The following is a 22,278-nucleotide window of genomic DNA, read 5'->3' on the forward strand; positions in this document are numbered from 1 at the left end:
AGGTATGACCGCAGGCAAGCACCCGACCGGCGACGGCCGTCAGGCCTCCTCCTGGATGGCGCCGGGAGCCCTTTTGTTCGCGGCGCTTCTTTGGGGAACCTCCTGGCTGCCGATCCGATGGATCGCGGAGTACGACTTGGCGCCGGGTTGGGTGAATATCCTGCTCTACGGTGCAGCGGCGGTCTTCATGCTGCCTGCGTTCTGGCTGCGTCCGCTCCCCTTCACCTGGGAAGCCCGACTGGCCTGGGCTTCCGCTTTCTTCTTTGGTGCGGCGTTGATGCTGTGGGGTGCGGCGATCCTGACAGGCGAGGTTGTCCGCGTGATTCTGCTCTTTTACCTATCACCGGTGTGGGCCAGCATCCTGGGACGCCTTTTCCTGAAAGACCGTGTCGGGCCGCTACGCATACTCGCAATTTTCTGCGGGCTCCTTGGCGCGGCGGTTGTGTTGGGGTTGCAGGACGGGTTGCCCTTGCCGCAGCAAACCGGCGACTGGTTCGGGCTTTTCGCTGGAATCGCTTTTGCTCTTGCCGCCTTGTTCTCCCGGATGACGCCGGGGATTGGCGGTCCGTCGCAAAGCGGGGTTGCTTACGTCGTGGCGACGTTGCTTGCGCTGTTTTTGTTGCTCGACCCCGAATTGGGGGCAACGCCGACCGGCCACCAGATCACCGCCGCGATGGGCGTGGCGGCGATCAGCGCGGTGATTTGGTTCATACCGGCGGCAATCGTTGTGTTCTGGGCGACCAAAAAACTCGAGCCGGGGCGCGCCATGCTGTTGATGATGACGGAGGTGATTTTTGCAACGGTGTCCGCTGCGATCCTGACGGACGAACCCTTTGGTTTTCGCGAGTTGATCGGCTGCGTGCTGGTGGCAACCGCTGGCGGTATCGATGCCTTCTCGCAGCTTCGTCGCGGCGCCGTTCGGTGAAGTTACGTGTTGGCGGCGATCCTAAGCTTGTGGTAGGAGAAAACCATCAAGATTATCAGAGGCATGATCCATGCTGACTCGGCAACGACTACGACGACGATCCTGACGCCTCCCTTTGCGGGTGGCGGTGCGTTTGCTCGTCGAATGCGCCGGAATACATCCAAGCCGGGTCACTCCCAAGAAAGCGGAGATGACGAACACCAGACAGCAAGACAGTGACCGACCGCCGCAAAGCGGAACGACGCCGACGAATCGTCAAGAGTCACGCTGGAGTTCTAATGCTATGAGTTTTCAAATCATTGCCGAACGGCCGCAGGATGCGGGCCGGATTGATATTCTTCTGGAACGGACCTTTGGGCCCGAACGTAAATCCAAAACCGTTTACCGCTTGCGCGACGGTTATGAGCCGGTTGTGGCGCTGTCGTTTGTGGCGGTCGATCCTGATAAGCAATTGCTGGGATCGATCCGCTATTGGCCGACTGTGATCGGCAAGGCGGCAACGCCGGCAATTCTTCTCGGGCCACTCGCCGTTGAGCCGTCCTTGCAAGGCCGGGGAATTGGCCGGGCATTGGTGCGGCATAGTCTGGCCGCCGCCAAACGCCAGCGCCATCGGCTTTGCTTGGTTGTGGGCGCGCCTGAATATTACGGCCCCTATGGATTCGAGAACGCAGGTGCCCGAAAGTTGCGGCTCCCGGGTCCGGTCGAGCCGGATCGCTTCCAGGTCTTTGAATTGCGCCAGGGCGCTTTGAAGGGCGTCTCGGGTCTGATCGCGCCGGCGGTCGATGCCTCGGCCCGGCTCAACGTCCCTCACGCTGCCAAGCCCAGGCAAGGGCGCTGATACTCAATAGCAATAACAAGAGGCCGGGCAGCAGGGGAGTGCGGTCAATTCCCGTAACCCGGAAGGCTGCCCGGTCAACGATGCCTAGCCAGTCGCGACCGCTGCGGTCGCGGCCCGGGGAAACCATACGCACGTTCGGCCAATCCGCTTGGTCGAGCGTTGTCTCGCGTCCCCCCGTCGCCGCTATCAACGGCGCCAGGGTCCTTTGATCACGGCGCAAGTCCCTGTATTCCAGCGGGTTCAAGGGGCCAGCAGTCGCCAGGACCTGAAGAGCGCCGTCGTTGACTCTGTAGAGACCAGGCTGACTGACAGGTAGCTCGACCTGCATCGCGCCTTTTTCGTCGGGCTCGATAACCAAGGATGTCTCTGTGCCGTCCGGAGCGACGACTTGAATCCTGCGTGCCGCCACGGTCAGGGAGCGGCGCTCGATAGATAGGGTTGCGCCCTCGATTTTGGCGCGCAGGTCTTCCTCTTCCAGCTCCGGCTCCTTCATCAGCCAGTGAGCAATCCGCCGCGTTAACTCACGCTGCGGTCCGCCACCGTCGTAGCCGCGGGCCCAAAGCCAAATGTGATCGCTGGCAAGCTGGGCGACGCGGCCGCTGCCAACACGATCCAGGATCAATAAGGGTTTCTGTTCGATTCCGCTCATCACCACCTCGCCCCGGCGGCTATCCAAATCGATCTGTCGCAACCAGTCGCCCCAGGTAGGAACCTCCTGGGCCGACGCCACGCCCGGTAGCCCGGTAGTCACGGGATGGCGCAAGCCCGTAGCGGTCAGGCGCGGGGTGAAGCGTTGCTGGAGAATGCGTCCGCTCGGTTCGCCCGGAAGGACCGCGCCCAGCGGCGTACGGTAGAGCGACAAAGGCGTGGCGAAAGCCGGTCCAACAGCCTCCAGCAGCGCGCCGCCTTCCTCTACGTACTGGGCGACATTGGCCAGATAGAGTTGCGGCAACACGCCGCGTCTCTGGTAGCGGTCGAAAATGATCAGGTCGAACTCCTTCAGCTTGACCTCGAAGAGTTCGCGAGTCGGGAAGGCGATCAGCGAAAGTTCGCGGATCGGCGTTCCGTCCTGTTTTTCCGGGGGTCTTAGAATTGTGAAGTGGACGAGATCAATTGAAGGGTCGGACTTCAGCAGGTTGCGCCAAGCGCGCTCACCGGCATGCGGTTCGCCCGACACCAGCAGCACCCGCAGTCTTTCGCGAACCCCCTGTACTTCCACCGCCGCTCGATTGTTGATGAGGGAAAGCTCGTCAGGCCCAGGGTCCACCTCGATTTCCAAAATGCTGCGGCCACGCCGGTCCAATGTGAAGGAGACATCCGACTCCTTGCCCAAAGGCACTAGGAAACTCCGGGGTGGCATTCCTGCCTGACGCAGGTGAACGAGCGCTTGTCCGCCAGGGGGCATGGCGGCTGTTTGCCCGGCCTCGTCCCCCGAAAGATCATCTACCCTGAGGGTGATCTTCTGCTCCTGGTCCACCAGGCTGTAAGCAGGGGCTTGGGTGATCGTGATGCGCCGATCGCCTTCGCCGCGCTGTCCGGTGAGCAGCACCTGCAAAGGCGCTTCCTCACCCAGCAGGCCCTGCACTGCATCCACGTCATGGATACGTCCGTCGCTCACCAGGAATACGCCTGCCAGTTGGCCCTGCGGCACTTCACCCAACGCCCGCCGCAAAGCCGGGGCGAGGCGCGTTCCGTCATTGTCCTGACCAAGGTCGCTTTCCAGCCGAAGGGTTCGAACCTCCAGGTTTGGCAAGGTATCGAACTGCGCCTGCAGATAGGCCTCGGCTTCCTGCAACTGATCGGGCCGGGGCGCGACCTGCTGGCTTGGCGTTTCATCCAGAATCATCAGGACAACGTTGGGAAGCCCCTCGCGTTGCTCGGCGATCAGCGAGGGGTTCGCCAAAGCAATCAGCAACAGCAGCGCGAACAGGGTGCGGGGCAGGCTGCCGCGCACCTGGCGTAAGAGGCAGAGCGCCGTGACGCCGAGCGATAGCGCGCCCAGGATCAAAAGCCAGGGCCATGGCAGCAACGGCGAGAAAGAAAGGCTGAGAGCATCGCTCATCACTGTCCCAACCTTTCCAGAATGAAGGGGACATGAACCTGATCGGCCTTGTAGTTCCCGGTCAGCGCATACATCACCAAATTGACGCCGACCCGATAGGCCATCTCGCGTTGGCGCTCGCCCCCGGGCGTTACCGGAAGGATCGGGGCGCCGCGGTCATCGATGGCCCAAGCGCCCGCCCAATCGCCGCTTGTGATGATGAGTGAGGCAACGCCGTCGTTCTGCTCTTCGCCGACGTTTTCGACCCAGGGCAGGCCGCCCTGCAAGCGTCCCGGAAAATCCTGCAACAGATAGAAGGCTTTGGTTAGCACGTGGTCGGGGTCTATCGGCGCAAGTGGCGGTAGGTCCAGACCGGCGGTTATGGCCCGAAGTGCCGCTTCGCCGGGTGTTAGCAGGCCGCCCAATCCGCGCCCAACCCGTTCCTCCTGCAAATCGAAGACGATGGTGCCGCCGTTGCGCATGTAGTCGGCAACGGCCTGTCTGGCCGTGGCATCCAACGGCCGTTGCTCGCGGGTAACCGGCCAATAGAGCAGGGGGAAAAAAGCCAGTTCGTCCCTGCCGAGCTGTACTGCAAAGGGTGCGGCCGCGGTGATCGAAGTGCGCTGGCGCAACACCAGCGTCAGGCCAGTCAATCCGGCTTCACTGACCCTGTCGATAGACGGCACGCCCGTCAGAACATAGGCGAGTCGCGTCTCGTTAGAGGCTTCCAACGCAAAGAGCTCCGGGTCTTGCGGGGTTCCCTCGTAAATACTTTGCTGGGCCAAGGCGCCAAAGGGCAGGGAAACCAGCAAAGCAAATCCAAGGACGGCGCCGGTCGCGCCCGCGGCAGTCAGGAATCGAGGTTTTTGCACCAGACCGCGCAGCAGCAACGCAATCAGAAGATCGAGAGTGGCCAGGAGCAGCGCGGCTGTTAACAGGGGCGTCAACAGGTTCGTTTCCTGATCCCGCTGATAAGTTTCTTGGATGACGCCGGCGGCTGTGACCTCAAAGGGTGCCAACTCGCTCAGGTTCGGTCCAAGATTCACGGCGCGCCGCTCCCCCTGCAAACCGTATAGCCCCGGCGGTGTGGCAGCAGATGGCTTCGTCGCGGGATCGGTCAGTTCGCCAGCCTCCGGCCAGGGCGCGACGACGTGGCCGAAGCCATTGAGCAACTGAATAGGCGGCAGGGATGTCCCTTCTGCCGAGGCTTCGACGCCTTCGCTGACCTCGACGATCCGTCGCAACATATCGACGAACAGCCCGGAAAGGGGAAGGTTGCTCCAGCTACTGTTGGCCGAGGTGTGGAAGAGCACCAATCTGCCTTCGCCTTGCGGAGCGGAAGTCACCAGTGGCGTGCCGTCTTCCAATCGTGCCCAGGTCTTGTTGGCCAAATCCAACGAGGGCTCTGCAAGCACTTGGCGTCCGATGGAAACCTCCGTGCTTCCTGCCAGGCCGTGGAACGGGCTGTCCGGCGGGAAATCGGCCAATGTCCCGCTCTGTCCCCAAGCCAGTGAACCAGTTAACAACCGATCCCCAGGGCGCAGCCGAACGGGAAGCAGTAGGGCTTGTGGGCTGCCACCGGTTGCAGCGACGGCATCCAGGAGCCGGGGGCCGGAGAAGCGAACCAGCAAGCCGCCCGCTTCGACCCAATCAACCAGCGTGTCGTGTTCCTCCGGGCTGAGCGTGCCGCTATCGGCGAGGATCAGCATAGAGAGATCGCGCGACAATAATTCCTCGATGCTGCCGCGCCGTAACTCGGAGAAGGGCGCCAACGCCTTTTCGAGGAAGAAAAGCTCTCCCAACAGAGGTTTGTCGGCCGCCAGTCGGTCAGGCGAGAACAGCCCCACCGGCCTGCGCCGCCAACGTTCGTCGAGTAGCGCAACACCCGCTGCGCTTCGCCCGCCAGCGGAAGCCAGCGAAAGCCGCACAGCCTCGTTACGCAATTCGATCGGCAAGTCGAAGGAAACACTAACCTCGCCCGCGTCGGGTTCGAACAGCGCTTCCGATCGCCCAAGGAGTCGGCCGTTTTCCGCATAGGCTTCAACCGCCACCGTTTCGGCCGCGCCGATCACGCTGCGTCGCACGACGGCGCCCAAATTCTGTGCGCCGTGCTCGGGCGGCAACAGGGTCTTGGCGAGTACGGTCGGTGGGTCACTGATCAGAGTCAGGGATCCCAACCTCTGGAGCGTCGTTGCCAGTTCGGCGGCGCCGTCGCTTGCCAATCCATCGCTCAACCAGAAGGCCTGCGTTCCCGCCTGTAGTGTCAGGCCGGTTAGGGATTCCAGCAATGCGCGCCGGTTTACGGGCCAGGGCTTGGGCTGCAATGCCGACAGACGTTCGCGGGCCTGCGCGGGGCTGAGTTGGTCGCTGATCAGGCCCGTTTGGCCACCGGTATCCTCAGCCGTCGTTGCCAGAATGACTTGGCGCTGCTGCCGCTCCGCGCGTTCAAGCAACTGGTTCCAGGACGTGACCCGGTCCTCCCACCGCGGTGCCGCAGACCAACCGTCGTCGATGACCAGCAGCAGCGGACCGCGCCCGGCGAGCCCCGCGCTGGGGTTGAATAGCGGCTCGGCGGCGGCGACAACCAGCAATGCGGCAATCAGCATGCGCAGCGCCAGCAGCCACCAGGGCGTGCGGGCCGGCGTTTCCTCCGTTGGCTTGAGCCCAAGAAGTAACCGCAGCGCCGGGAAAAGCTGCCGTTTGGGTGCAGGCGGCGTGACACGGAGTAACAGCCATAGCACCGGCAATGCGCCCAATCCCAGCAGCACCCAGGGTTGCGCGAAAGCGATGATGCCGAGGTTCAACATCAGAAGAACCTCCGCCGATTGGCCGAAAGTGCTTGATGCAGCGCTAGCAGTGTAGTTTCGGGTGCTCGTTCGGTAACATGCAAGCTATAGCCCCAACCGGCCGCGGCGCAGAAATCAACCAGGCTTTCACGCAATCTCTTTAGGCGTTCTATGTAGCGGGGACGGACGGCCTCGACGCGCGACAAAAGCCAGCTTTCCTCGCCCTCCAAACCCTCGAACCTTGTGCGCCCCTGGTAGGGCAACGCAAGTTCAGCCGGATCCAAAATCTGCACAAGATGGCCACGCAGACCGGACGCTAAAAAGTGACGAAGGCGCTGCTCAAGGTCGTCATATGGCATCAAGAAATCGCTGCAAAAAACCAACTGGGCGTTGCGGGGAAGGTGCCGCAGAGGCGGCAGGCCGCGGTCGGCTACAACAGACAGTTGGCTGGCCAAGTTCATGAGCGCGCCCCGACCGCTACGCGGCGACTGATTGCTGCCCAGCAAGGCCACGCGCTCCCCGGCGCGGATCGACAACACGGCCAGGGCCATCATCAACAGCTTGGCCCGTTCGCTCTTGAACGGCAGAGTATCGAGGGAACGCCAATCCATGGAGGCGGAAGCATCGACCCAGAGCCAGGCGGATTGCGCCGCCTCCCATTCCTGCTCGCGGATGTAAAGTCGGTCGCTCTTGGCGGATTGCCGCCAGTCGAGTTGTTGCAGCGAGTCACCCTGTTCGTACTGCCGGAACTGCCAGAAGGTTTCACCCTGTCCGACCCTGCGGCGCCCGTGAACGCCCTGCGCGACGGTGGAAGCGACCCGCTCTGCATTCAGTAGCAATGCAGGCAGCCGAGACGCAGCCTGTTCGCTCTGCTGGCGCAAGCGAAGCGCCTCGCGCCCGACACCCTCTCTGGTGTGCCGCTTATCCACGTCGTCCCGTCAGCGGTGTGGCGCCAAGAGGCGCCCGATGATGTCATCCAAGGTCACACCTTCCGCTCTCGCAGTAAAACTGAGTGCCATGCGATGGCGCAGCACCGGCGGGGTCAGGGTCACCACATCGTCGATGGAGGGCGCATAGCGACCGTCCATGACAGCAGCGGCACGCACCGCCAGCATCAATGCCTGGCTGGCGCGTGGTCCGGGGCCCCAAGCCACTTGATTTCGAACTTCCTCCAATTCGCTGTGCTCCGGCCTGCCCGATCGCACGATGGAAAGAATTGCATCGACCACCTTGTCGCCAACCGGCACCCGGCGCACCAGCGCCTGTGCCGCGATCAGTTCGGCGGGTGTCATGACGGCCTTTGGTTGCTTCTGTTCCGCGCCCGTCGTTTCGAGTAGCATTTGCCGCTCGGCGGCCAGATCCGGATGGTCGACGTCGATCTCCATGAAAAAGCGATCGAGCTGCGCCTCTGGTAGCGGGTAGGTGCCTTCCTGTTCGAGCGGATTCTGGGTCGCCAGCACATGAAAGGGCGTCGGCAGACCATGTGCCTGCCCAGCAACCGTGACGCGCTGTTCCTGCATCGCCTGGAGCAAAGCCGACTGGGTGCGCGGGCTGGCGCGGTTTATCTCGTCGGCCATGAGAAGCTGACAGAATACCGGTCCGGGGATGAAGCGGAAGCTGCGCCGCCCGGCCTCATCGGTCTCCAATACCTCAGAGCCAAGTATATCCGCCGGCATCAGGTCGGGCGTGCACTGAATACGTTTGTCGTCCAGCCCGAAGACGGTGCCCAGCGTCTCGACCAATCGCGTCTTGGCGAGCCCGGGTACGCCGATCAAGAGAGCGTGTCCACCGGCGAGCAATGTTATGAGGGTGCGCTCGACAACCTGTTCCTGACCGAAGATGACCTCGCCGACAGCTTGGCGAACAAGCCGCAGCTTGTTTCCCAGTGTCTCTACATCCTTCACGAGGTTTTCCTTCACGAGACCCTCTGGGCCATTGGTGTCGTCCGAATAATCACTTGTCTTCACGCTCGGCCTCCCACTCGTTTATCTTGCCCCTGTTTGCTTGCGTCAGTCTTCACCATATTCTTAAGCGAAGATGGCTAAAAGGGGGCGCATTAGTCGCCTTGGTCGCCAAGAGTTGATTAAAGGAGGTTCCAACCGGGCATGACTCAGGCAAAGAAAGGCCCGTTTTTTCGCGGCGATATCGACATGCGAATCGCACGTGATGGAACCTGGTTCTATAAGGGTACCCCCATAGAAAGAATGGCTCTGGTTAAGCTATTCGCGACGATTCTGAGTCGCGATGACGCCGGTGATTATTGGCTCAAGACGCCGGTGGAGGAGACGCGTATTCAGGTCGAAGATGCCCCCTTCGTTGCAGTGGAGTTGGAAGTCCAGGGGAGCGGCCGAGATCGTCAGCTCCGGTTTCGCAGCAACATCGACGAATGGATCGTGGCGGGCTCCGCACACCCGATTCGCGTCGTTGAGGATCGGGATACCGGCGAGCCAAGCCCCTATGTACGGGTGAGGCCGGGTCTGGAAGCGCTCATCGCCCGATCGGTTTTTTATCAATTGGCCGACCTTGCCGAACCCAGCCCGCAATACGACGGGCGTCTAGGTGTGTGGAGCGGCGGTGTGTTTTTCGATCTTGGGGAGAGCGAAGCGTGACCCCCGAGGAGATCGTCAAGCGTCTGTCGCGACCGCGCGTACGTTTCACCCGACGCGCGCCTCAAAGCGTGGAGGAGGATCACCCCAGTCGTGGTCATCCGAGTGCCGACCTTCCGAGAGGCGACCACGATCTGAACAAGGATTTCTATCCTCCGGCGGGCACGCTGATAGGCGCCGCTGTGCTGGTACCGATAGTTCAGCGCCGGGATCAAGTGCCAACCGTTCTGCTTACCAAGCGCGCTGACCATCTCCGCGATCACGCCGGTCAAATTTCCTTTCCCGGCGGGCGCATCGAAGACAGTGATGCCGATCCGGATGCGGCGGCCTTGCGGGAGACGGAAGAGGAGATCGGGCTACCGCCGGATGGAATCGAGGTTGTCGGGCGATTGGACACCTACATCACCCGTACCGGATTTGAGGTTACGCCGGTCGTGGGGCTGGTAGCCACACCCTTCAAACTAAAGCTGGACGCCTTAGAAGTGGCTGAGGCTTTCGAGGTGCCTCTGCGCTATTTCCTGGACCCTGCTAATCGCGAGGTTCACAGCCGTGTATGGCAAGGTCGCACGCGATTTTTCTACGTCTATCCCTACGAGAAGCATTACATCTGGGGAGCGACCGCTGGCATGCTATCGAATCTGGCGGAAATTCTCCGCGAGGATTAGTGGCCACAACCCATAAGGATCCGCGTCTGCTATGGAGCCTGTCGAAACGATCGCTCCCGAGGAATGGATGACCGCCGGGCCTGCCCGACAGGTAATTGAGGTGTTGCGGGCAGCGGGTGCCGAGGCGCGTTTTGTCGGCGGGTGCGTGCGGGATACGCTGGCTCACCGTCCGGTCAAAGATATTGATATTGCGACGGACGCCGTGCCCGAAAGGGTGTTGGCGCTACTGAATGCGGCCGGTATCAAGGTCGTTGCGACCGGCCTGGAGCACGGGACCGTAACCGCCGTCATAGGAAAACGGGCATTCGAGATCACGACATTGCGCCGCGATGTGGAAACCTTTGGCCGCCATGCAACGGTTGCCTTTACCCGGGATTGGACTGCTGACGCTGCCCGGCGCGACCTGACCATCAATGCCATGTCACTAACCCCGGAAGGCTTGCTATACGATCCCTTCGGCGGACGCGCCGATCTTCTTGCCGGTGTCATCAGGTTTGTTGGACAGGCGGCGCAGCGCATTCGCGAGGACTATTTGCGGATCCTGCGTTTCTTCCGCTTCTTGGCGCTTTATGGACGGGTTGCTCCAGATCCCGACACGCTGGCTGCTATCGAGGCCGAGCTTGCAGGTATCGAAAGTCTTTCTGGCGAGCGGTTGCGTAGCGAACTCTTGAAGCTCATGGCGGCAAGGGATCCGGCCCCGGCCCTCGAGTTGATGGTGCGCCATGGCGTGCTGGCGCGCCTCTTGCCGCAACCAGTGGGCCTTTCGGATCTCATAGCGGTCCTGGGATTGGAGAGAGCGTTCGGCGTGGAGCCGGACGAGCCAGACGCCCTCGTCCGGCTGGCAGCGTTGTTGCCGTCCCAAAGAGACGGGGCGATTGATCTTGCAAGGCGCATGCGATTCTCCAATCAGGAAAGCCAACGCCTCGCGCTGCTTGTTGCACCCCCGGTTGCACCGTCTCTGCCGGCCAGTGCGGCGACGTTGCGGGTGCTCTGTTACCGGACGGGCCGATCGGACGCGTTGGCGATATGCTTGCTGGCAGCTGCACGTCAAAGGGTCTCGCTGACTGCATTGACCGAAGCGCTCGACGTCATTCATGACTGGGACGATGACACACGGCTTCCCCTTTCGGGTGAAGACTTGCTGGCTTTGGGAGTGGCGCCGGGTCCGGAAATGGGGCGCTTGCTGAAGAAGGTCGAGGACTGGTGGATCGCCGAGGATTTCAGGCCCGACAAGGCGGCCTGTGTCGCAAAATCCAGAGAACTGCTGGCGGTGGGATAGGGAACGCAACTTGGCGCGCACTCCTAAGATAGCGATCGTAGGGTCCGGCATCGTTGGGGCGTCCATCGCGTGGCACCTAACTCGGTCGGGTGCCCAACCGGTCGTAATCGAAGCCGGTGAGGCCGGGGGGCTTGCGACCCGCAGTTCCTGGGCCTGGATCAATGCGAGTTGGGGAAACCCCGAGCCATATTTCCGCTTGCGGCATCGCTCCATGGCGATGTGGCATGACCTGGAGAGGGATGTGCCGGGGATTACCGTTGCCTGGGGTGGCGGCCTGATCTGGGACATGCCGACAGACGAACTCGACGCCTATGCCAGACAACACAGCGCCTGGGGTTACGGCGTAGCGCATGTCGGCGCGCTCGAAGCGCAGCGCATCGAGCCACAACTCGCTTCGCCGCCCGAACGGGCTCTTTATGTTGCGGAGGAAGGCGCCGTTGAGCCACTGGCCGCGACCCTGGCCTTGCTGGCGGCGGCAAAACGCCGAGGCGCAGAGATCATTCCCCGACAGCCGGTCCTGAATTTGGTGGAGCGGGCCGGCAAACTCGTTGGAGTCGAAACCAACGGCGGCATGATCGATGCCGATGAGGTTGTGTTGGCCGCAGGGGTCGCTACGCCCGAGCTCGCGGCCCCGATGGGTATCGAAATACCGATGACGGCTCCTCCAGGGTTATTGGTCGTTTCGAAGCCGCACTCCAGATTGTTGAACGGCCTTGTCATGGCGCCGGAGATGCATCTGCGCCAGACGGCAGACGGGCGTGTTATCGCGGGCGATGATTTCGGCGGAAGCGATCCGGGCGAGGACGCTCTGGCATCGGCACGCGCTGTTTTCGACCAACTGAAGAATCTGCTGCGCTCCGGTGAGACCTTGGAATTCGACCACTTCAGTCTGGGCCATAGACCCACGCCTGGCGACGGCTTTCCGGTGGTCGGGCGGCCACAGAGCATCGCCGGCCTCTATCTGGCAACAATGCACTCCGGCATCACACTGGCCCCGGCCGTTGGGAGTTTCGCAGCATCGGAAATCCTGACCGGTAGGCGCGACGTTCTGCTTGCACCCTTCGGTCCGGACCGATTCGCAGCCGGCAAAAATCAGTAGGCGTGGACCCGGAACACTGGATCGATATCGCCATGCCACGTTTCCTCGAACTCCTGCAGCTTGCGTTCGGCGGGCGTTACGCCGCTTTCCGCGATCTCCCGCAAGGTCCAGAGGTACTGGCGCTCATCTTCGCCTGTGCCGCTGATCCTTGCACGCCGCGCGAGTCCTTCCTCGGATATTTCCAGAATTTGCAAGGCCAGATCCTGCAAGGTTCCCTTTCGGAAGGGAGTCTTGAGCGCCCGTCGCGGCACCTCGTCGCGCAGGTCTTGGTGCTCTTGCGGCGTCCAATCCTTGATCAGGTCCCAAGCCGCCTGTTGGCTGTCGCTGTCATAGAGCAGGCCGACCCACAAAGCGGGCAGGGCACAGAGCGAGCGCCATGGGCCGCCATCGGCACCGCGCATCTCCAAAAAGCGTTTCAAGCGGACCTCGGGGAACAAGGTGGTTAGGTGGTCCGCCCAATCGGATATGGCTGGAATTTCCCCGGGCAAAGCCGGTAATTTACCCTCGAGAAAATCGCGGAAGGACTGGCCCGCGGCATCAATGTAGGCACCGTCGCGATAGACAAAATACATCGGTACGTCGAGAACGTGATCGACGTAGCGCTCGAAACCCATGCCATCTTCGAAAACGAAGGGCAGGATGCCGCAGCGGTCCGGGTCGGTATCGGTCCAGATATGGCTGCGATAGCTCAAGAAGCCGTTGGCTTTACCCTCGGTGAAAGGCGAGTTTGCAAAGAGTGCCGTCGCCACGGGCTGCAGCGCCAGGCTGACGCGAAACTTCTGCACCATGTCGGCTTCGCTGTCGAAGTCGAGGTTCACCTGCACGGTGCTGGTGCGCAGCATCATGTCGAGACCAAGTTTGCCGCGCCGCTGCATCTGCTTCTTCATGATCGCGTAGCGGCCTTTTGGCATCCAGGGAACGTCCTCGCGTTTCCACTTGGGATCGAAGCCCATGCCCAGCAGTCCGATGCCAAGCGGCTCGGCGATCTGCTTGACTTGATCGAGGTGGCTGTGCACTTCGCTGCAGGTCTGATGCAGGTTTTCCACGGGCGCGCCGGAGAGTTCAAGCTGACCGCCCGGCTCCAGCGTGATGTTGCACGCGCCCATCTTCAGGGCGATGAGGTTGCCGTTTTCGGTGATTCCTTCCCAGCCGAACGAGATTAGGCCTTCGAGGAGGGCGCGAATCGATTGCTCGCCGTCATGGGGCAGTCGTTGGAGATCGCTTAACCGGTAGACGAATTTTTCGTGCTCGGTACCAATTCGCCACTGATCTTTGGGTTTACAGCCCTCCGACAGGTACTCGATCAATTGGCTTTTAGACGTTACGGGCTCGCCCTTGGCTTGTGGTGGTGCGGACATTGGCGGGTTCTTGGCTCCCGAAAGGTTGCTGGTGAGCAGTCCGGTCCCGAGCGAAGAACGCCAAGCCGGTCGTTGCAATATGGTTATGCGGTCTCAGGCATCAACCTCACGTCCGAAATGCGGGTCGACGTTTCCAGTCGCCGAGCATCGATTGACAACAGGTCAACGCGGCGAGCGCCGCCGTATCGGCCCTAAGAATACGCGGCCCGAGACTTACAGGAGTAACAAAAGGGAGTTGCATCAGCGCGTCAAGTTCAGTTGGCGCAAAGCCGCCCTCCGGTCCCGTCATGGCTGCGAGAGGCCCAGGCACCCCAGCGATCTTTTGCAGCGCTTCGGTTATGGGTGTGGCATCGCCGGCTTCGGCGCACAATAAGAGCCGCCGCTCGCTGGGCCAAGTCTCCAGCAAGCGCGGCAATGTAATCGGCTCCCTTACATCGGGCAGGTCCAGGCGCTCGCATTGTTCCGCTGCTTCTTTCGTAGTGGCGGCCAAGCGGTCGCAATTGACGCGGGAGACATCGGTATAACGGGTCAACACGGGCTGGAGTCGGGAAACGCCCAACTCGGTTGCCTTCTCGGCGATGAAATCGATTCGCGCGCGCTTTACCGGCGCAAACACCAACCAGAGATCCTGGCTTCGTTCTTGAGGCCGGCGCTGTTCGTGGACCAACAAGGACACCCATCCCTTGCCAATCGCCTCTATCTCTGCGCGCCACTCGCCGTCCCGTCCATTGAAAACGCCCAGACTAACACCAGCCTCTAATCGCAGTACGCTGCGCAAGAAATGAGCCTGGGAATGATCAAGGCCGATGGTTGCGCCCGCCCGCAGGTCTTGCTCGATGTACAATCTGGTTGCAATCTTTTCGCTGGACATGGTCGCGCGACTTTCCTTAGACCCCGCTTCGGGGTTAGAGATTAGGCCATGAGTGTGCCCAACCCTTCAAGCAGTGCAAGTGACATCGTTGGCGATCACTGGTCTTTCCGGGTTTTGCCGCGCATGTTTCATCCTTATTTGCGCCTGACCCGTTTCGATCGTCCGATCGGCGCTTGGTTGCTTTTTTGGCCGGGGGCTTGGAGTCTGTCGCTAGCGACGGCGCAGGAGGCGCGCGCGCCCGATGTCTGGCTGCTGTTGCTTTTTGGCGTGGGTGCCGTCGTGATGCGCGGCGCGGGCTGCGTCATCAACGACCTTTGGGATCGCGATCTTGATGGCAAGGTGGCTCGGACGGCCTTGCGTCCCTTGCCCAGCGGGCAGGTCACACCGCGCCAAGCCCTGTTTTTCCTGGGCATTCTACTGCTGCTGGGCTTGCTTATCCTGTTGCAGCTGACTGCCACCGCGATCTTGCTGGGTGTTTCTTCTATTGCCTTGATCGTCGCCTATCCCTTGATGAAACGGGTGACCTACTGGCCGCAGGCATTTCTCGGCCTCACTTTCAATTGGGGTGCCCTGATGGGCTGGGCGGCGGTGACCGACAGCCTGACTTGGCCGCCGGTGGTCCTCTATTTGGGCAGCCTTGCCTGGACCCTTGGCTATGACACCATCTATGCGCACCAGGACCGCGAGGATGATGTGCTGGTGGGAATCAAGTCCTCGGCCTTGAAGCTGGGTGACCGGACACGGCCCTGGGTCGCTGGATTTTATGCTGTCGCGGTACTGTTGATGGCGGTGGCGGGCGGCCTGACCGGTCTGGGCTGGCCTTTCTGGCTGGCTGTGGCGGGCGTCGCCTTGCAGGCAGGTTGGCAGGTCTGGACGCTCGATATCGACAATCCCGATAACTGCCTGCTGCGGTTCAAATCGAACCGTTATTTCGGGCTCATCCTGTGGCTGGGCATCATCCTGTCGCCCGTCGTAACAGCATGAGCGCACAGGCTCCCCGCGCCTTCGTTCTCGCCAACACCATTCTAGAAGCGCCCGCACTCCTGCCCGAATTGCGCCTGCACCTTGCGAGCGAAGTGCTGCCCCTGTGGCAGGCAAGCGAGATAGCTTTGGAGGCCGAGGGCGTACCGCCACCGTTTTGGGCTTTTGCCTGGGCCGGCGGGCAGGGTTTGGCCCGCCACATTCTCGACCACCCGGAGATCGTCAAGGGACGTAATGTTTTGGATTTCGCTTCCGGGTCCGGCGTGGTTGCCATAGCCGCATGCATGGCGGGGGCTCGTCACGTAACGGCCAATGACATTGATCCCTTTGCCTTGGCGGCCATCACGTTGAATGCCACCGCCAATGACGTCGGGCTCACCGTTATTTCCGATGACCTGGTCGGGCGGATCGACCCGGCCTGGGCGGTCGTTCTTGCCGGCGACATCTGCTATGAACAAGCGCCCGCAGCCCGCTTCTTCGCTTGGCTTCAGGCGCTGGCGAGCGCTGGAGCCGTGGTGCTTCTCGGCGACCCGGGGCGAAGCTATTTGCCAAAAAGCGGCTTGGAGCGTGTGAACACCTATGCCGTTCAAACCACGCGCGAGCTTGAAGACAGCGACCTGCGAAACGCCGTCGTCTGGCGAGTCCTTCCAGTGGAATCGTGATCAGGTCAAGCGTGTCCGGCGCTACCGGATAGCATCGAGGGTTCAACGCCAAGTTTCCGGATCGCCGACTCCCATTTGGCGGCAATGTCCGGCCCGAAAACCAGGGCGTCGTCGGCAGCTACATTTAACCAGGCGTTCTGTTGTATCTCCGCATCAAGTTGGCCCGGCCCCCAGCCTGAATATCCCAAAGCCAGGAGTTTGAAGCGCGGGCCGGCTCCAGCGGCAATATCCTGGAGTATCTGGACGGTGGCGGTCAGGGCTACGTGTTCGTCCACCTGTAGCGAACCTTCTCTTAGATAATCCGGGCTATGCAGCACAAACCCTCTTTGCGTCTCGACCGGACCGCCGAAGTGGATGGAAATCGCGTCGGATGCCGCTTGATTCTCGATCTCGAATTGCTCCAGCAGATCATCGAAGGTCAGTTCATCGACCGCCTTGTTGATCACAAGGCCCATGGCCCCGTCGGCGTTGTGGGCGCAAATGTAGACGACACTGCGATTGAAACGCGGGTCGGACATGCCGGGCATGGCAATCAAAAGTTGACCGGTCAAACCGGTGTTCTTTGAATTGCCTTGGGCTTTGTCCGTCTTTTGGTTTTCTTGCTGGTCCGTCATGCGCGTCGATCCGTCACTGTCTTTTACCTAGATAATTCTCCATCCTTCCGCCGCAACACGCAAAAAAGTGACCTGACAGCGCAGGGCGTGTTGTTACATAACACTGACCAGCCATAGTTTAGCGGCAAGGAAGCAAAGTGACTACCACGGCAATGCGCAGCTTATTATCGGGCTCCTTTTGGATGTCAGCCCTCTTCTCGGGGCTTATGGTTATGCTGTTCGCCGGGAATCCCCAAGCGGCCAGCAGCCCTTGGGCCGCCAACGAGCAGGGTCGGGTACGGCTGATCACGGGTGTCGACAGCGTTGGCGATACGGGCGACCTCGCCGCCGGCCTTCACTTCGAGATGCAACCCGGATGGAAGATCTACTGGCGATCACCGGGTGATGCGGGCTATCCGCCGCAGGTTGATTGGAGCGGTTCGAACAATGTCTCCGCCGTTGAGATGGCTTGGCCGCTGCCTCATAGATTCGAGCTCTTTGGGTTACAGACCTTCGGGTATGGCGATGAAGTAATCTTTCCTTTGACCGTCACCTTACAGAACCCCGGTCAGGCAACGCAGTTGGTTGGCAGCGTCGACTATCTCACCTGCTCGGAAATTTGCGTCCCGCAGAGTGCGGTATTGGATTTGACCCTTCCGTCGGGTGACGGTGGGGAGGTTTTGGATAATCTGCTGATCAAGCAATACGAAAGTCAGGTGCCGGGGTCAGAAGCTGACGGGCTCACCTTGGAAACCCTTGCCTTGGCCGGGACCCTCAATGCGCCGATCATCGAGGCGACGCTGCGTTCCGACCAACCATTGGAGCGACCCGATCTGCTCGTCGAAGGCCCGCCGGGGTTTTTCTATGGCAAGCCTGAGGTGACGCTCAGCGATGCAGACCGCCAGGCTCTGATAAAGGTGACTGTTGGAAAAGGCAGTCTCGCCGAAGGTGTTCTGGACGGTAAACGACTCACTTTGACGGTAATGGATGGAGACCGGGGACTGGAACGTAGCTGGTTGGCGCGCTTTGGCGCGGGCACGGAGGTGTCGGGCGTGTTGGCGGCGCCCACGACCGAATTTGCATCCTTTGGGCTGTGGACCATTCTCGGCATGGCTCTGCTCGGCGGTTTGATTCTCAATGTGATGCCCTGCGTCTTGCCGGTCCTTTCCATCAAGCTCTTATCGGTGGCGAAGCAAAGCGGTCGGGAAACACGCGCCGTACGCATGGGCTTTCTGGCGTCCTCGGCTGGCATCGTGACCTCCTTCTTGTTGCTGGCATTTCTGGCCATTGGGTTGAAACAGGCGGGCTTGGCCGTAGGCTGGGGCATCCAGTTTCAGCAGCCGATTTTCCTCGCAGTCATGGCGTTCCTGCTTACGCTCTTTGCCTGCAATCTCTTCGGGTTTTTTGAAATTCCCCTCCCATCCTCGATGGGCAAGGTAGCGGCCGGGGCACGGCATGAGGGGGTCGTCGGCCACTTCATGACGGGAGCCTTTGCGACCTTGCTGGCGACACCCTGTTCGGCGCCATTCCTGGGCACTGCCGTGGGCTTCGCGCTGGCCCGAGGACCGGCCGAGATTCTTCTGATCTTCGCAGCATTGGGTGTCGGCCTGGCGTTACCTTATCTGCTTGTCGCGGCGCTTCCACAACTTGCTACGCGTCTGCCCAAGCCGGGGCCCTGGATGATCACACTGCGGCGACTTCTCGGGTTTGCGCTGGCCGGTACCGCCTTGTGGCTGCTTTCGGTGATGGCAGCGCAGATCGATCTTTATGCGGCGGCGGTTGTAGGAATCCTGTTGCTGCTGATCGGTTTTGTAATCTGGCGATCACGTGCGGGCCGTTTGCGTCGGGGCCTCGCGCTGCCAAGCGTGGCCGCGCTTGCTCTTCTGGTGGTAATGGTCAGTGCCATGATGCCCAGACCCGGGGGTCGGGAGGCTGTAGCAGCCGACGATCTCTGGGGTGATTTCAAGCAGGTGGAAATCGCCGAACTGGTGGCTGACAAGAAGGTTGTTTTCGTCGATGTGACGGCTGATTGGTGTATCACCTGTCAAGTTAACAAGACCCTGGTGCTGGGAAGATCTCCGGTTCTGGATGCCTTGCGGGCGGAGGGTGTTGTTGCCTTGCAGGCCGACTGGACCAATCCGGACGAAAAAATAGCGGCCTTTCTAGAGTCCTTTGGGCGTTACGGGATTCCATTTAACGTGGTTTACGGACCCGCTGCGCCGCAGGGGATACCCTTGCCCGAGCTTTTGACAGATGATGCCGTGCTTGAAGGGTTGCGCCAGGCGCGGGGCGGATGAGTATTGACCGGTCTGTACCTTTTGGTGGTCCTGGACCTAAACTTGGTGTGGCCTGTTTATAGATGGGTGCGCCTCCAAAGGGCAGCGACCAGTCGTTTTCAGTTTTAGCGTTTTGTAGAGAGGGGAACTTAGGATGATCAAGATAGGTGACGCGATCCCGGACGTTACGGTTAAGCATCTGGGCGCCAATGGCTTGGAAGATGTCTCGACCGGCGAGCTATTCGCCGGTGGAAAAGTTGCATTGTTTGGTCTGCCGGGGGCCTACACACCGACCTGCTCGGCTAAACATTTGCCGGGCTTTGTCGCACAGTACGATGCCTTGAAGGCCAAGGGCGTTGATAAGATTGTCTGCCTTTCCGTCAACGATGCCTTCGTGATGAAAGCCTGGGCCGAATCACAAGCGGCGGAAGGCAAAGTCGAAACCTTGGCCGACGGTTTGGCGGCATTTACCAAGGCTCTGGGGCTGGAGGCCGATCTGTCGGTCGCGGGTCTCGGAGTTCGCTGCCGCCGTTTTGCCTTGATCGCCGACAAGGGCGTGGTGACCTGGATAGCGGTCGAAGAGGCGCCGGGCGCTTTTGAGGTGTCGAGCGCCGAGGCGGTTCTCGCCCAACTCTAAGCCCGCTCGGATTGCAAGCGACGAGAAAGGCGGTTGCCGCGAGGGGCCGCCTTTTTCTTGAGCAATGCCGAAGCTTTGTCTAAGGCTGGCGAGCAAACCCAAGAACGTCAGGGACAGCTGCGATGAACGACGAGGATAAACTGATCGGCTTCGACGATTTTCTCAAGGTGGATATTCGTGTGGGGACGATACTACGGGCCGAGCCCTATCCCGAGGCCCGGAAGCCGGCGATCAAGTTGTGGATTGACTTCGGCCCTGAGATTGGCGAACGCAAGACAAGCGCCCAGATCACGGTGCATTACAAGCCCGAGGAGCTGCCGGGCCGACAGGTTCTGGGCGTCGTTAATTTCCCGGCTAAGCAAATCGGCAAGTTCATGAGCGAGGTACTTGTGCTGGGACTGGCTGACGAGAACGGTGCAGTGGTATTGCTGGCTGCCGACAAGCCAGTACCCAACGGATCTCGGATGCACTGACCCAAAGCGGCGCCTTTTACCTTTCTCTGCGTAAATCCGGTTCAATGGATGCGACGGGCCATGCTAGGCTGTGGCCATGAGTGAATCGGGGATCACGCCTACCATTACCGGCGAACAAGCTGCGGCCAATGCGGTTGATGCTGCTGGCGCTGCGATGGACCATGGCGCCGCACTTGGGCATCTGACCGGCCTTGCGATCGTCGTGGTGATCGCCCTGGCATGCGGGGTGCTGTTGGCCAGGATCAAGCAGCCTGCCGCTGTCGGTTATATTCTGGCGGGGCTTGTGATGGGCCCTTCGGCGCTGGGACTGGTTGAAAACCGGGAACTGATCCAGTTCATGGCCGAATTGGGGGTTATCCTGTTGCTGTTTCTGGTTGGCATGGAGCTTTCGCTCAAGACCTTCAGCCAGTTGTGGCGAATTGCCTTTGGAACCTTCGGATTGCAACTGACGCTGGGCCTTGCGGCGGCGTTTCTTGTGGGCCTTATCCTCGGATGGGATACGCCGGAGACGCTTGTGTTGGCTTTCGTCCTCTCGCTCTCCTCGACGGCAGTTGCAATCAAAATGCTTGAGGATCTCGGTGACCTTGAGGAACGCAGCGGGCAGATCGCCGTTGGTGTCCTGATCGCCCAGGATCTGGCGGTGGTCCCCATGATGCTGGTGATCGCCGCGTTCGGTAGCGGCGATGGGCTTGGTTGGGGCATTGCCGGAAAGCTGATTCTGGCTCTGGGCATCATGGCGGTGCTGGTGTTCGTACTTTTGCGTCGCGGCCCGGTGCAACTGCCTTTCAGTGCGATTATTACCAAGAACCCGGATCTGAGGGTCTTGGGCGGCATTACTTTTTGCTTTGCCGCCGCCGCGATTTCAGGACTGATTGGTCTTTCCACGGCCTATGGCGCTTTCTTGGCGGGGCTCGTTATCGGCAACTCACGCTCCAGCCACGAGATGCAGCAAAGCATCCTGCCCGTGCAATCCATCCTGGTCATGGTTTTCTTCCTGTCGATCGGCTTGCTGATCGATCTTGATTTCATCGTCGACAATCTGCTGTTGGTCTGCCTGCTCGTACTGCTGGTCTTGCTTGTCAAGACGGCGGCCAACATCGCATTCCTGCGTCTGCTGGGAGAATCCTGGGAGTGCGCGGTGGTGCCGGGTGCTCTGCTCGGTCAGATAGGCGAATTTGCTTTCGTGCTCGGGGCTCTGGCCTTGGCCTTTGGACTTTTGGGCGACGAAACCTATCGCCTGATCGTGGCGGTTACGGTGCTCAGTCTCGTTTTTTCTCCGGCTTGGATGGTGGTGGCGCGCCGAACACTGCGCTACTCCCTGGCTGGCGTTTCGTCGGGCCGCGAGTTGTTTCGCCTGATCCTGCAGCCAGAGCGTAGCGAAATATTGAAGCTGGTCGCGCGGCTCTCTGCGCTGTTTGGCTGGAATTCTTCCGTTAAATCGGAAGACCGTGACGATGACCCGAAATACGACAACCTGGATGACGAGGCCCGAGCGAAGGACGCCGCTAGCGGGTTGCCCCCAATTCCCTTCTGATGCCCGATTATCGTCTCGAAGAGGTTTGGATCGAACGCGGCCTGTCACCAGTGGCGGGTGTGGATGAAGCTGGGCGCGGGCCTTTGGCCGGACCGGTTGTGGCCGCCGCGGTCATTCTGGATATCGCGGTGCTCGACCCACGGCTCCTTGCCCAGTTGAATGACAGCAAGAAGTTGAGCCCCAGCAAGCGGGAAAGCTTGAACCAATTTCTCCAAGGGAATGCCTGCGTCGGGGTCGGGCAGGCATCTGTCGAGGAAATTGATCGCATTAACATACTCCAGGCCACGTTTCTGGCGATGCGCCGCGCGGTTGCCTCCCTGCCGTGCAGACCTGCGGCTTTACTGATCGACGGGAACCGCTTGCCGCCGGAAATAGGATCTCCTGCCGATACCGTGGTCAAAGGCGACAGTCGAAGCCTCTCCATTGCCGCGGCCTCGATTGTCGCGAAGGTAACGCGCGATCTGGAGATGGATCGTTTGGCGGAGCAGTTCCCGGGTTATGGCTGGGAACGCAATCGCGGCTATGGCACGGCGGACCATCTAGCAGCGTTAAAATCCAAGGGCGCAACCTTGGCACATCGCCGTTCTTTTCGACCGGTTTTTGAGAGTCTTTCCATAACTCACTGAGTCAGAAAGACTCTTGACGTAGAATCCC

20 protein-coding genes are annotated in these 22,278 nt (G+C 60.7%); 13 read left to right on the plus strand and 7 right to left on the minus strand.

Translation table 11 applies throughout. The features are described 5' to 3' along the window. The first annotated feature begins 4 nt into the window (after positions 1-4). Positions 5-925 carry a DMT family transporter gene (locus ABIE63_RS11055; protein WP_354504530.1) on the plus strand — a complete coding sequence of 307 codons (921 nt, stop codon included), beginning with the start codon at positions 5-7 and terminating at the stop codon, positions 923-925. Between the two features lie 283 nt (positions 926-1,208). Beyond that, positions 1,209-1,763 (plus strand): N-acetyltransferase, encoded by a 555-nt coding sequence (locus ABIE63_RS11060; protein WP_354504531.1) that lies wholly within the window; start codon positions 1,209-1,211, stop codon positions 1,761-1,763. Here the strand turns inward: ABIE63_RS11060 and ABIE63_RS11065 are convergent. From ABIE63_RS11065 to ABIE63_RS11080, 4 genes are read right to left on the minus strand one after another with little or no spacing between them, the layout of a single operon-like run. After that, complete coding sequence (locus ABIE63_RS11065) at positions 1,723-3,825, minus strand: hypothetical protein (protein WP_354504533.1); 2,103 nt, start codon at positions 3,823-3,825, stop codon at positions 1,723-1,725. The two genes, ABIE63_RS11060 and ABIE63_RS11065, sit on opposite strands and share 41 nt — an antisense overlap. After that, entirely contained in the window at positions 3,825-6,611 is a 2,787-nt protein-coding gene (locus ABIE63_RS11070) for a DUF4159 domain-containing protein (protein ID WP_354504534.1), read from the minus strand. The genes ABIE63_RS11065 and ABIE63_RS11070 overlap by 1 nt, the downstream gene beginning before the upstream one ends. Continuing rightward, positions 6,611-7,519 (minus strand): DUF58 domain-containing protein, encoded by a 909-nt coding sequence (locus tag ABIE63_RS11075; protein ID WP_354504535.1) that lies wholly within the window; start codon positions 7,517-7,519, stop codon positions 6,611-6,613. Before ABIE63_RS11075 ends, ABIE63_RS11070 begins: the two co-directional genes overlap by 1 nt. Positions 7,520-7,528: 9 nt before the next feature. Continuing rightward, positions 7,529-8,509 carry a MoxR family ATPase gene (locus ABIE63_RS11080; protein WP_183416944.1) on the minus strand — a complete coding sequence of 327 codons (981 nt, stop codon included), beginning with the start codon at positions 8,507-8,509 and terminating at the stop codon, positions 7,529-7,531. Positions 8,510-8,695: 186 nt separating this feature from the next. On the opposite strand from ABIE63_RS11080, the gene ABIE63_RS11085 reads away from it, so the two are divergent. Genes ABIE63_RS11085 through ABIE63_RS11100 form a run of 4 tightly spaced genes read left to right on the plus strand, consistent with a single transcriptional unit; the run spans position 8,696 to position 12,239 of the window. Further along, a complete protein-coding gene (locus ABIE63_RS11085) occupies positions 8,696-9,199 on the plus strand; it encodes a DUF1285 domain-containing protein (RefSeq protein ID WP_354504536.1) in 504 nt (167 codons plus the stop codon). After that, positions 9,196-9,861 carry a CoA pyrophosphatase gene (locus ABIE63_RS11090; protein WP_354504537.1) on the plus strand — a complete coding sequence of 222 codons (666 nt, stop codon included), beginning with the start codon at positions 9,196-9,198 and terminating at the stop codon, positions 9,859-9,861. Before ABIE63_RS11085 ends, ABIE63_RS11090 begins: the two co-directional genes overlap by 4 nt. A 31-nt stretch (positions 9,862-9,892) precedes the next feature. Beyond that, a complete protein-coding gene (locus ABIE63_RS11095) occupies positions 9,893-11,140 on the plus strand; it encodes a CCA tRNA nucleotidyltransferase (protein ID WP_354504538.1) in 1,248 nt (415 codons plus the stop codon). Between the two features lie 10 nt (positions 11,141-11,150). After that, positions 11,151-12,239, plus strand: coding sequence for an FAD-binding oxidoreductase (locus ABIE63_RS11100; protein ID WP_354504539.1), 1,089 nt, complete (start codon positions 11,151-11,153; stop codon positions 12,237-12,239). Here the strand turns inward: ABIE63_RS11100 and ABIE63_RS11105 are convergent. Further along, positions 12,233-13,597: a glutamate--cysteine ligase gene (locus ABIE63_RS11105; RefSeq protein WP_354504540.1), complete on the minus strand. Its 1,365-nt coding sequence runs from the start codon at positions 13,595-13,597 to the stop codon at positions 12,233-12,235. The genes ABIE63_RS11100 and ABIE63_RS11105 overlap by 7 nt on opposite strands. Positions 13,598-13,703: 106 nt before the next feature. Further along, positions 13,704-14,468, minus strand: a complete 765-nt coding sequence (locus ABIE63_RS11110) for a 16S rRNA (uracil(1498)-N(3))-methyltransferase (RefSeq protein ID WP_354504541.1) — start codon at positions 14,466-14,468, stop codon at positions 13,704-13,706. A 48-nt stretch (positions 14,469-14,516) separates the two neighbouring features. Here ABIE63_RS11110 and ubiA point away from each other — a divergent pair, with 48 nt between their 5' ends. Next, complete coding sequence (gene ubiA, locus ABIE63_RS11115; RefSeq protein ID WP_354504542.1) at positions 14,517-15,452, plus strand: 4-hydroxybenzoate octaprenyltransferase; 936 nt, start codon at positions 14,517-14,519, stop codon at positions 15,450-15,452. Beyond that, complete coding sequence (locus ABIE63_RS11120) at positions 15,449-16,111, plus strand: methyltransferase (RefSeq protein ID WP_354504543.1); 663 nt, start codon at positions 15,449-15,451, stop codon at positions 16,109-16,111. The genes ubiA and ABIE63_RS11120 overlap by 4 nt, the downstream gene beginning before the upstream one ends. Before the next feature lie 5 nt (positions 16,112-16,116). Here ABIE63_RS11120 and ABIE63_RS11125 read toward each other — a convergent pair whose 3' ends face one another. Then, positions 16,117-16,725: a YqgE/AlgH family protein gene (locus tag ABIE63_RS11125; protein WP_354504544.1), complete on the minus strand. Its 609-nt coding sequence runs from the start codon at positions 16,723-16,725 to the stop codon at positions 16,117-16,119. A 182-nt stretch (positions 16,726-16,907) separates the two neighbouring features. On the opposite strand from ABIE63_RS11125, the gene ABIE63_RS11130 reads away from it, so the two are divergent. The 5 genes from ABIE63_RS11130 (at position 16,908) to ABIE63_RS11150 (ending at position 22,250) form a co-directional block, all read left to right on the plus strand. Next, on the plus strand, positions 16,908-19,001 hold the full coding sequence (locus ABIE63_RS11130) for a protein-disulfide reductase DsbD domain-containing protein (protein WP_354504545.1): 2,094 nt from the start codon (positions 16,908-16,910) through the stop codon (positions 18,999-19,001). A 133-nt stretch (positions 19,002-19,134) separates the two neighbouring features. Continuing rightward, positions 19,135-19,617 (plus strand): peroxiredoxin, encoded by a 483-nt coding sequence (locus ABIE63_RS11135; protein WP_354504546.1) that lies wholly within the window; start codon positions 19,135-19,137, stop codon positions 19,615-19,617. A 122-nt stretch (positions 19,618-19,739) separates the two neighbouring features. Further along, complete coding sequence (locus tag ABIE63_RS11140; RefSeq protein WP_354504548.1) at positions 19,740-20,090, plus strand: tRNA-binding protein; 351 nt, start codon at positions 19,740-19,742, stop codon at positions 20,088-20,090. Positions 20,091-20,166: 76 nt separating this feature from the next. Then, positions 20,167-21,624, plus strand: coding sequence for a cation:proton antiporter (locus tag ABIE63_RS11145; protein WP_354504549.1), 1,458 nt, complete (start codon positions 20,167-20,169; stop codon positions 21,622-21,624). After that, complete coding sequence (locus ABIE63_RS11150; protein WP_354504550.1) at positions 21,624-22,250, plus strand: ribonuclease HII; 627 nt, start codon at positions 21,624-21,626, stop codon at positions 22,248-22,250. Before ABIE63_RS11145 ends, ABIE63_RS11150 begins: the two co-directional genes overlap by 1 nt. Positions 22,251-22,278 lie beyond the last annotated feature (28 nt).

It is taken from the genome of Limibacillus sp. MBR-115 (genome assembly GCF_040549425.1).
GTDB lineage: Bacteria > Pseudomonadota > Alphaproteobacteria > Kiloniellales > CECT-8803 > Limibacillus > Limibacillus halophilus.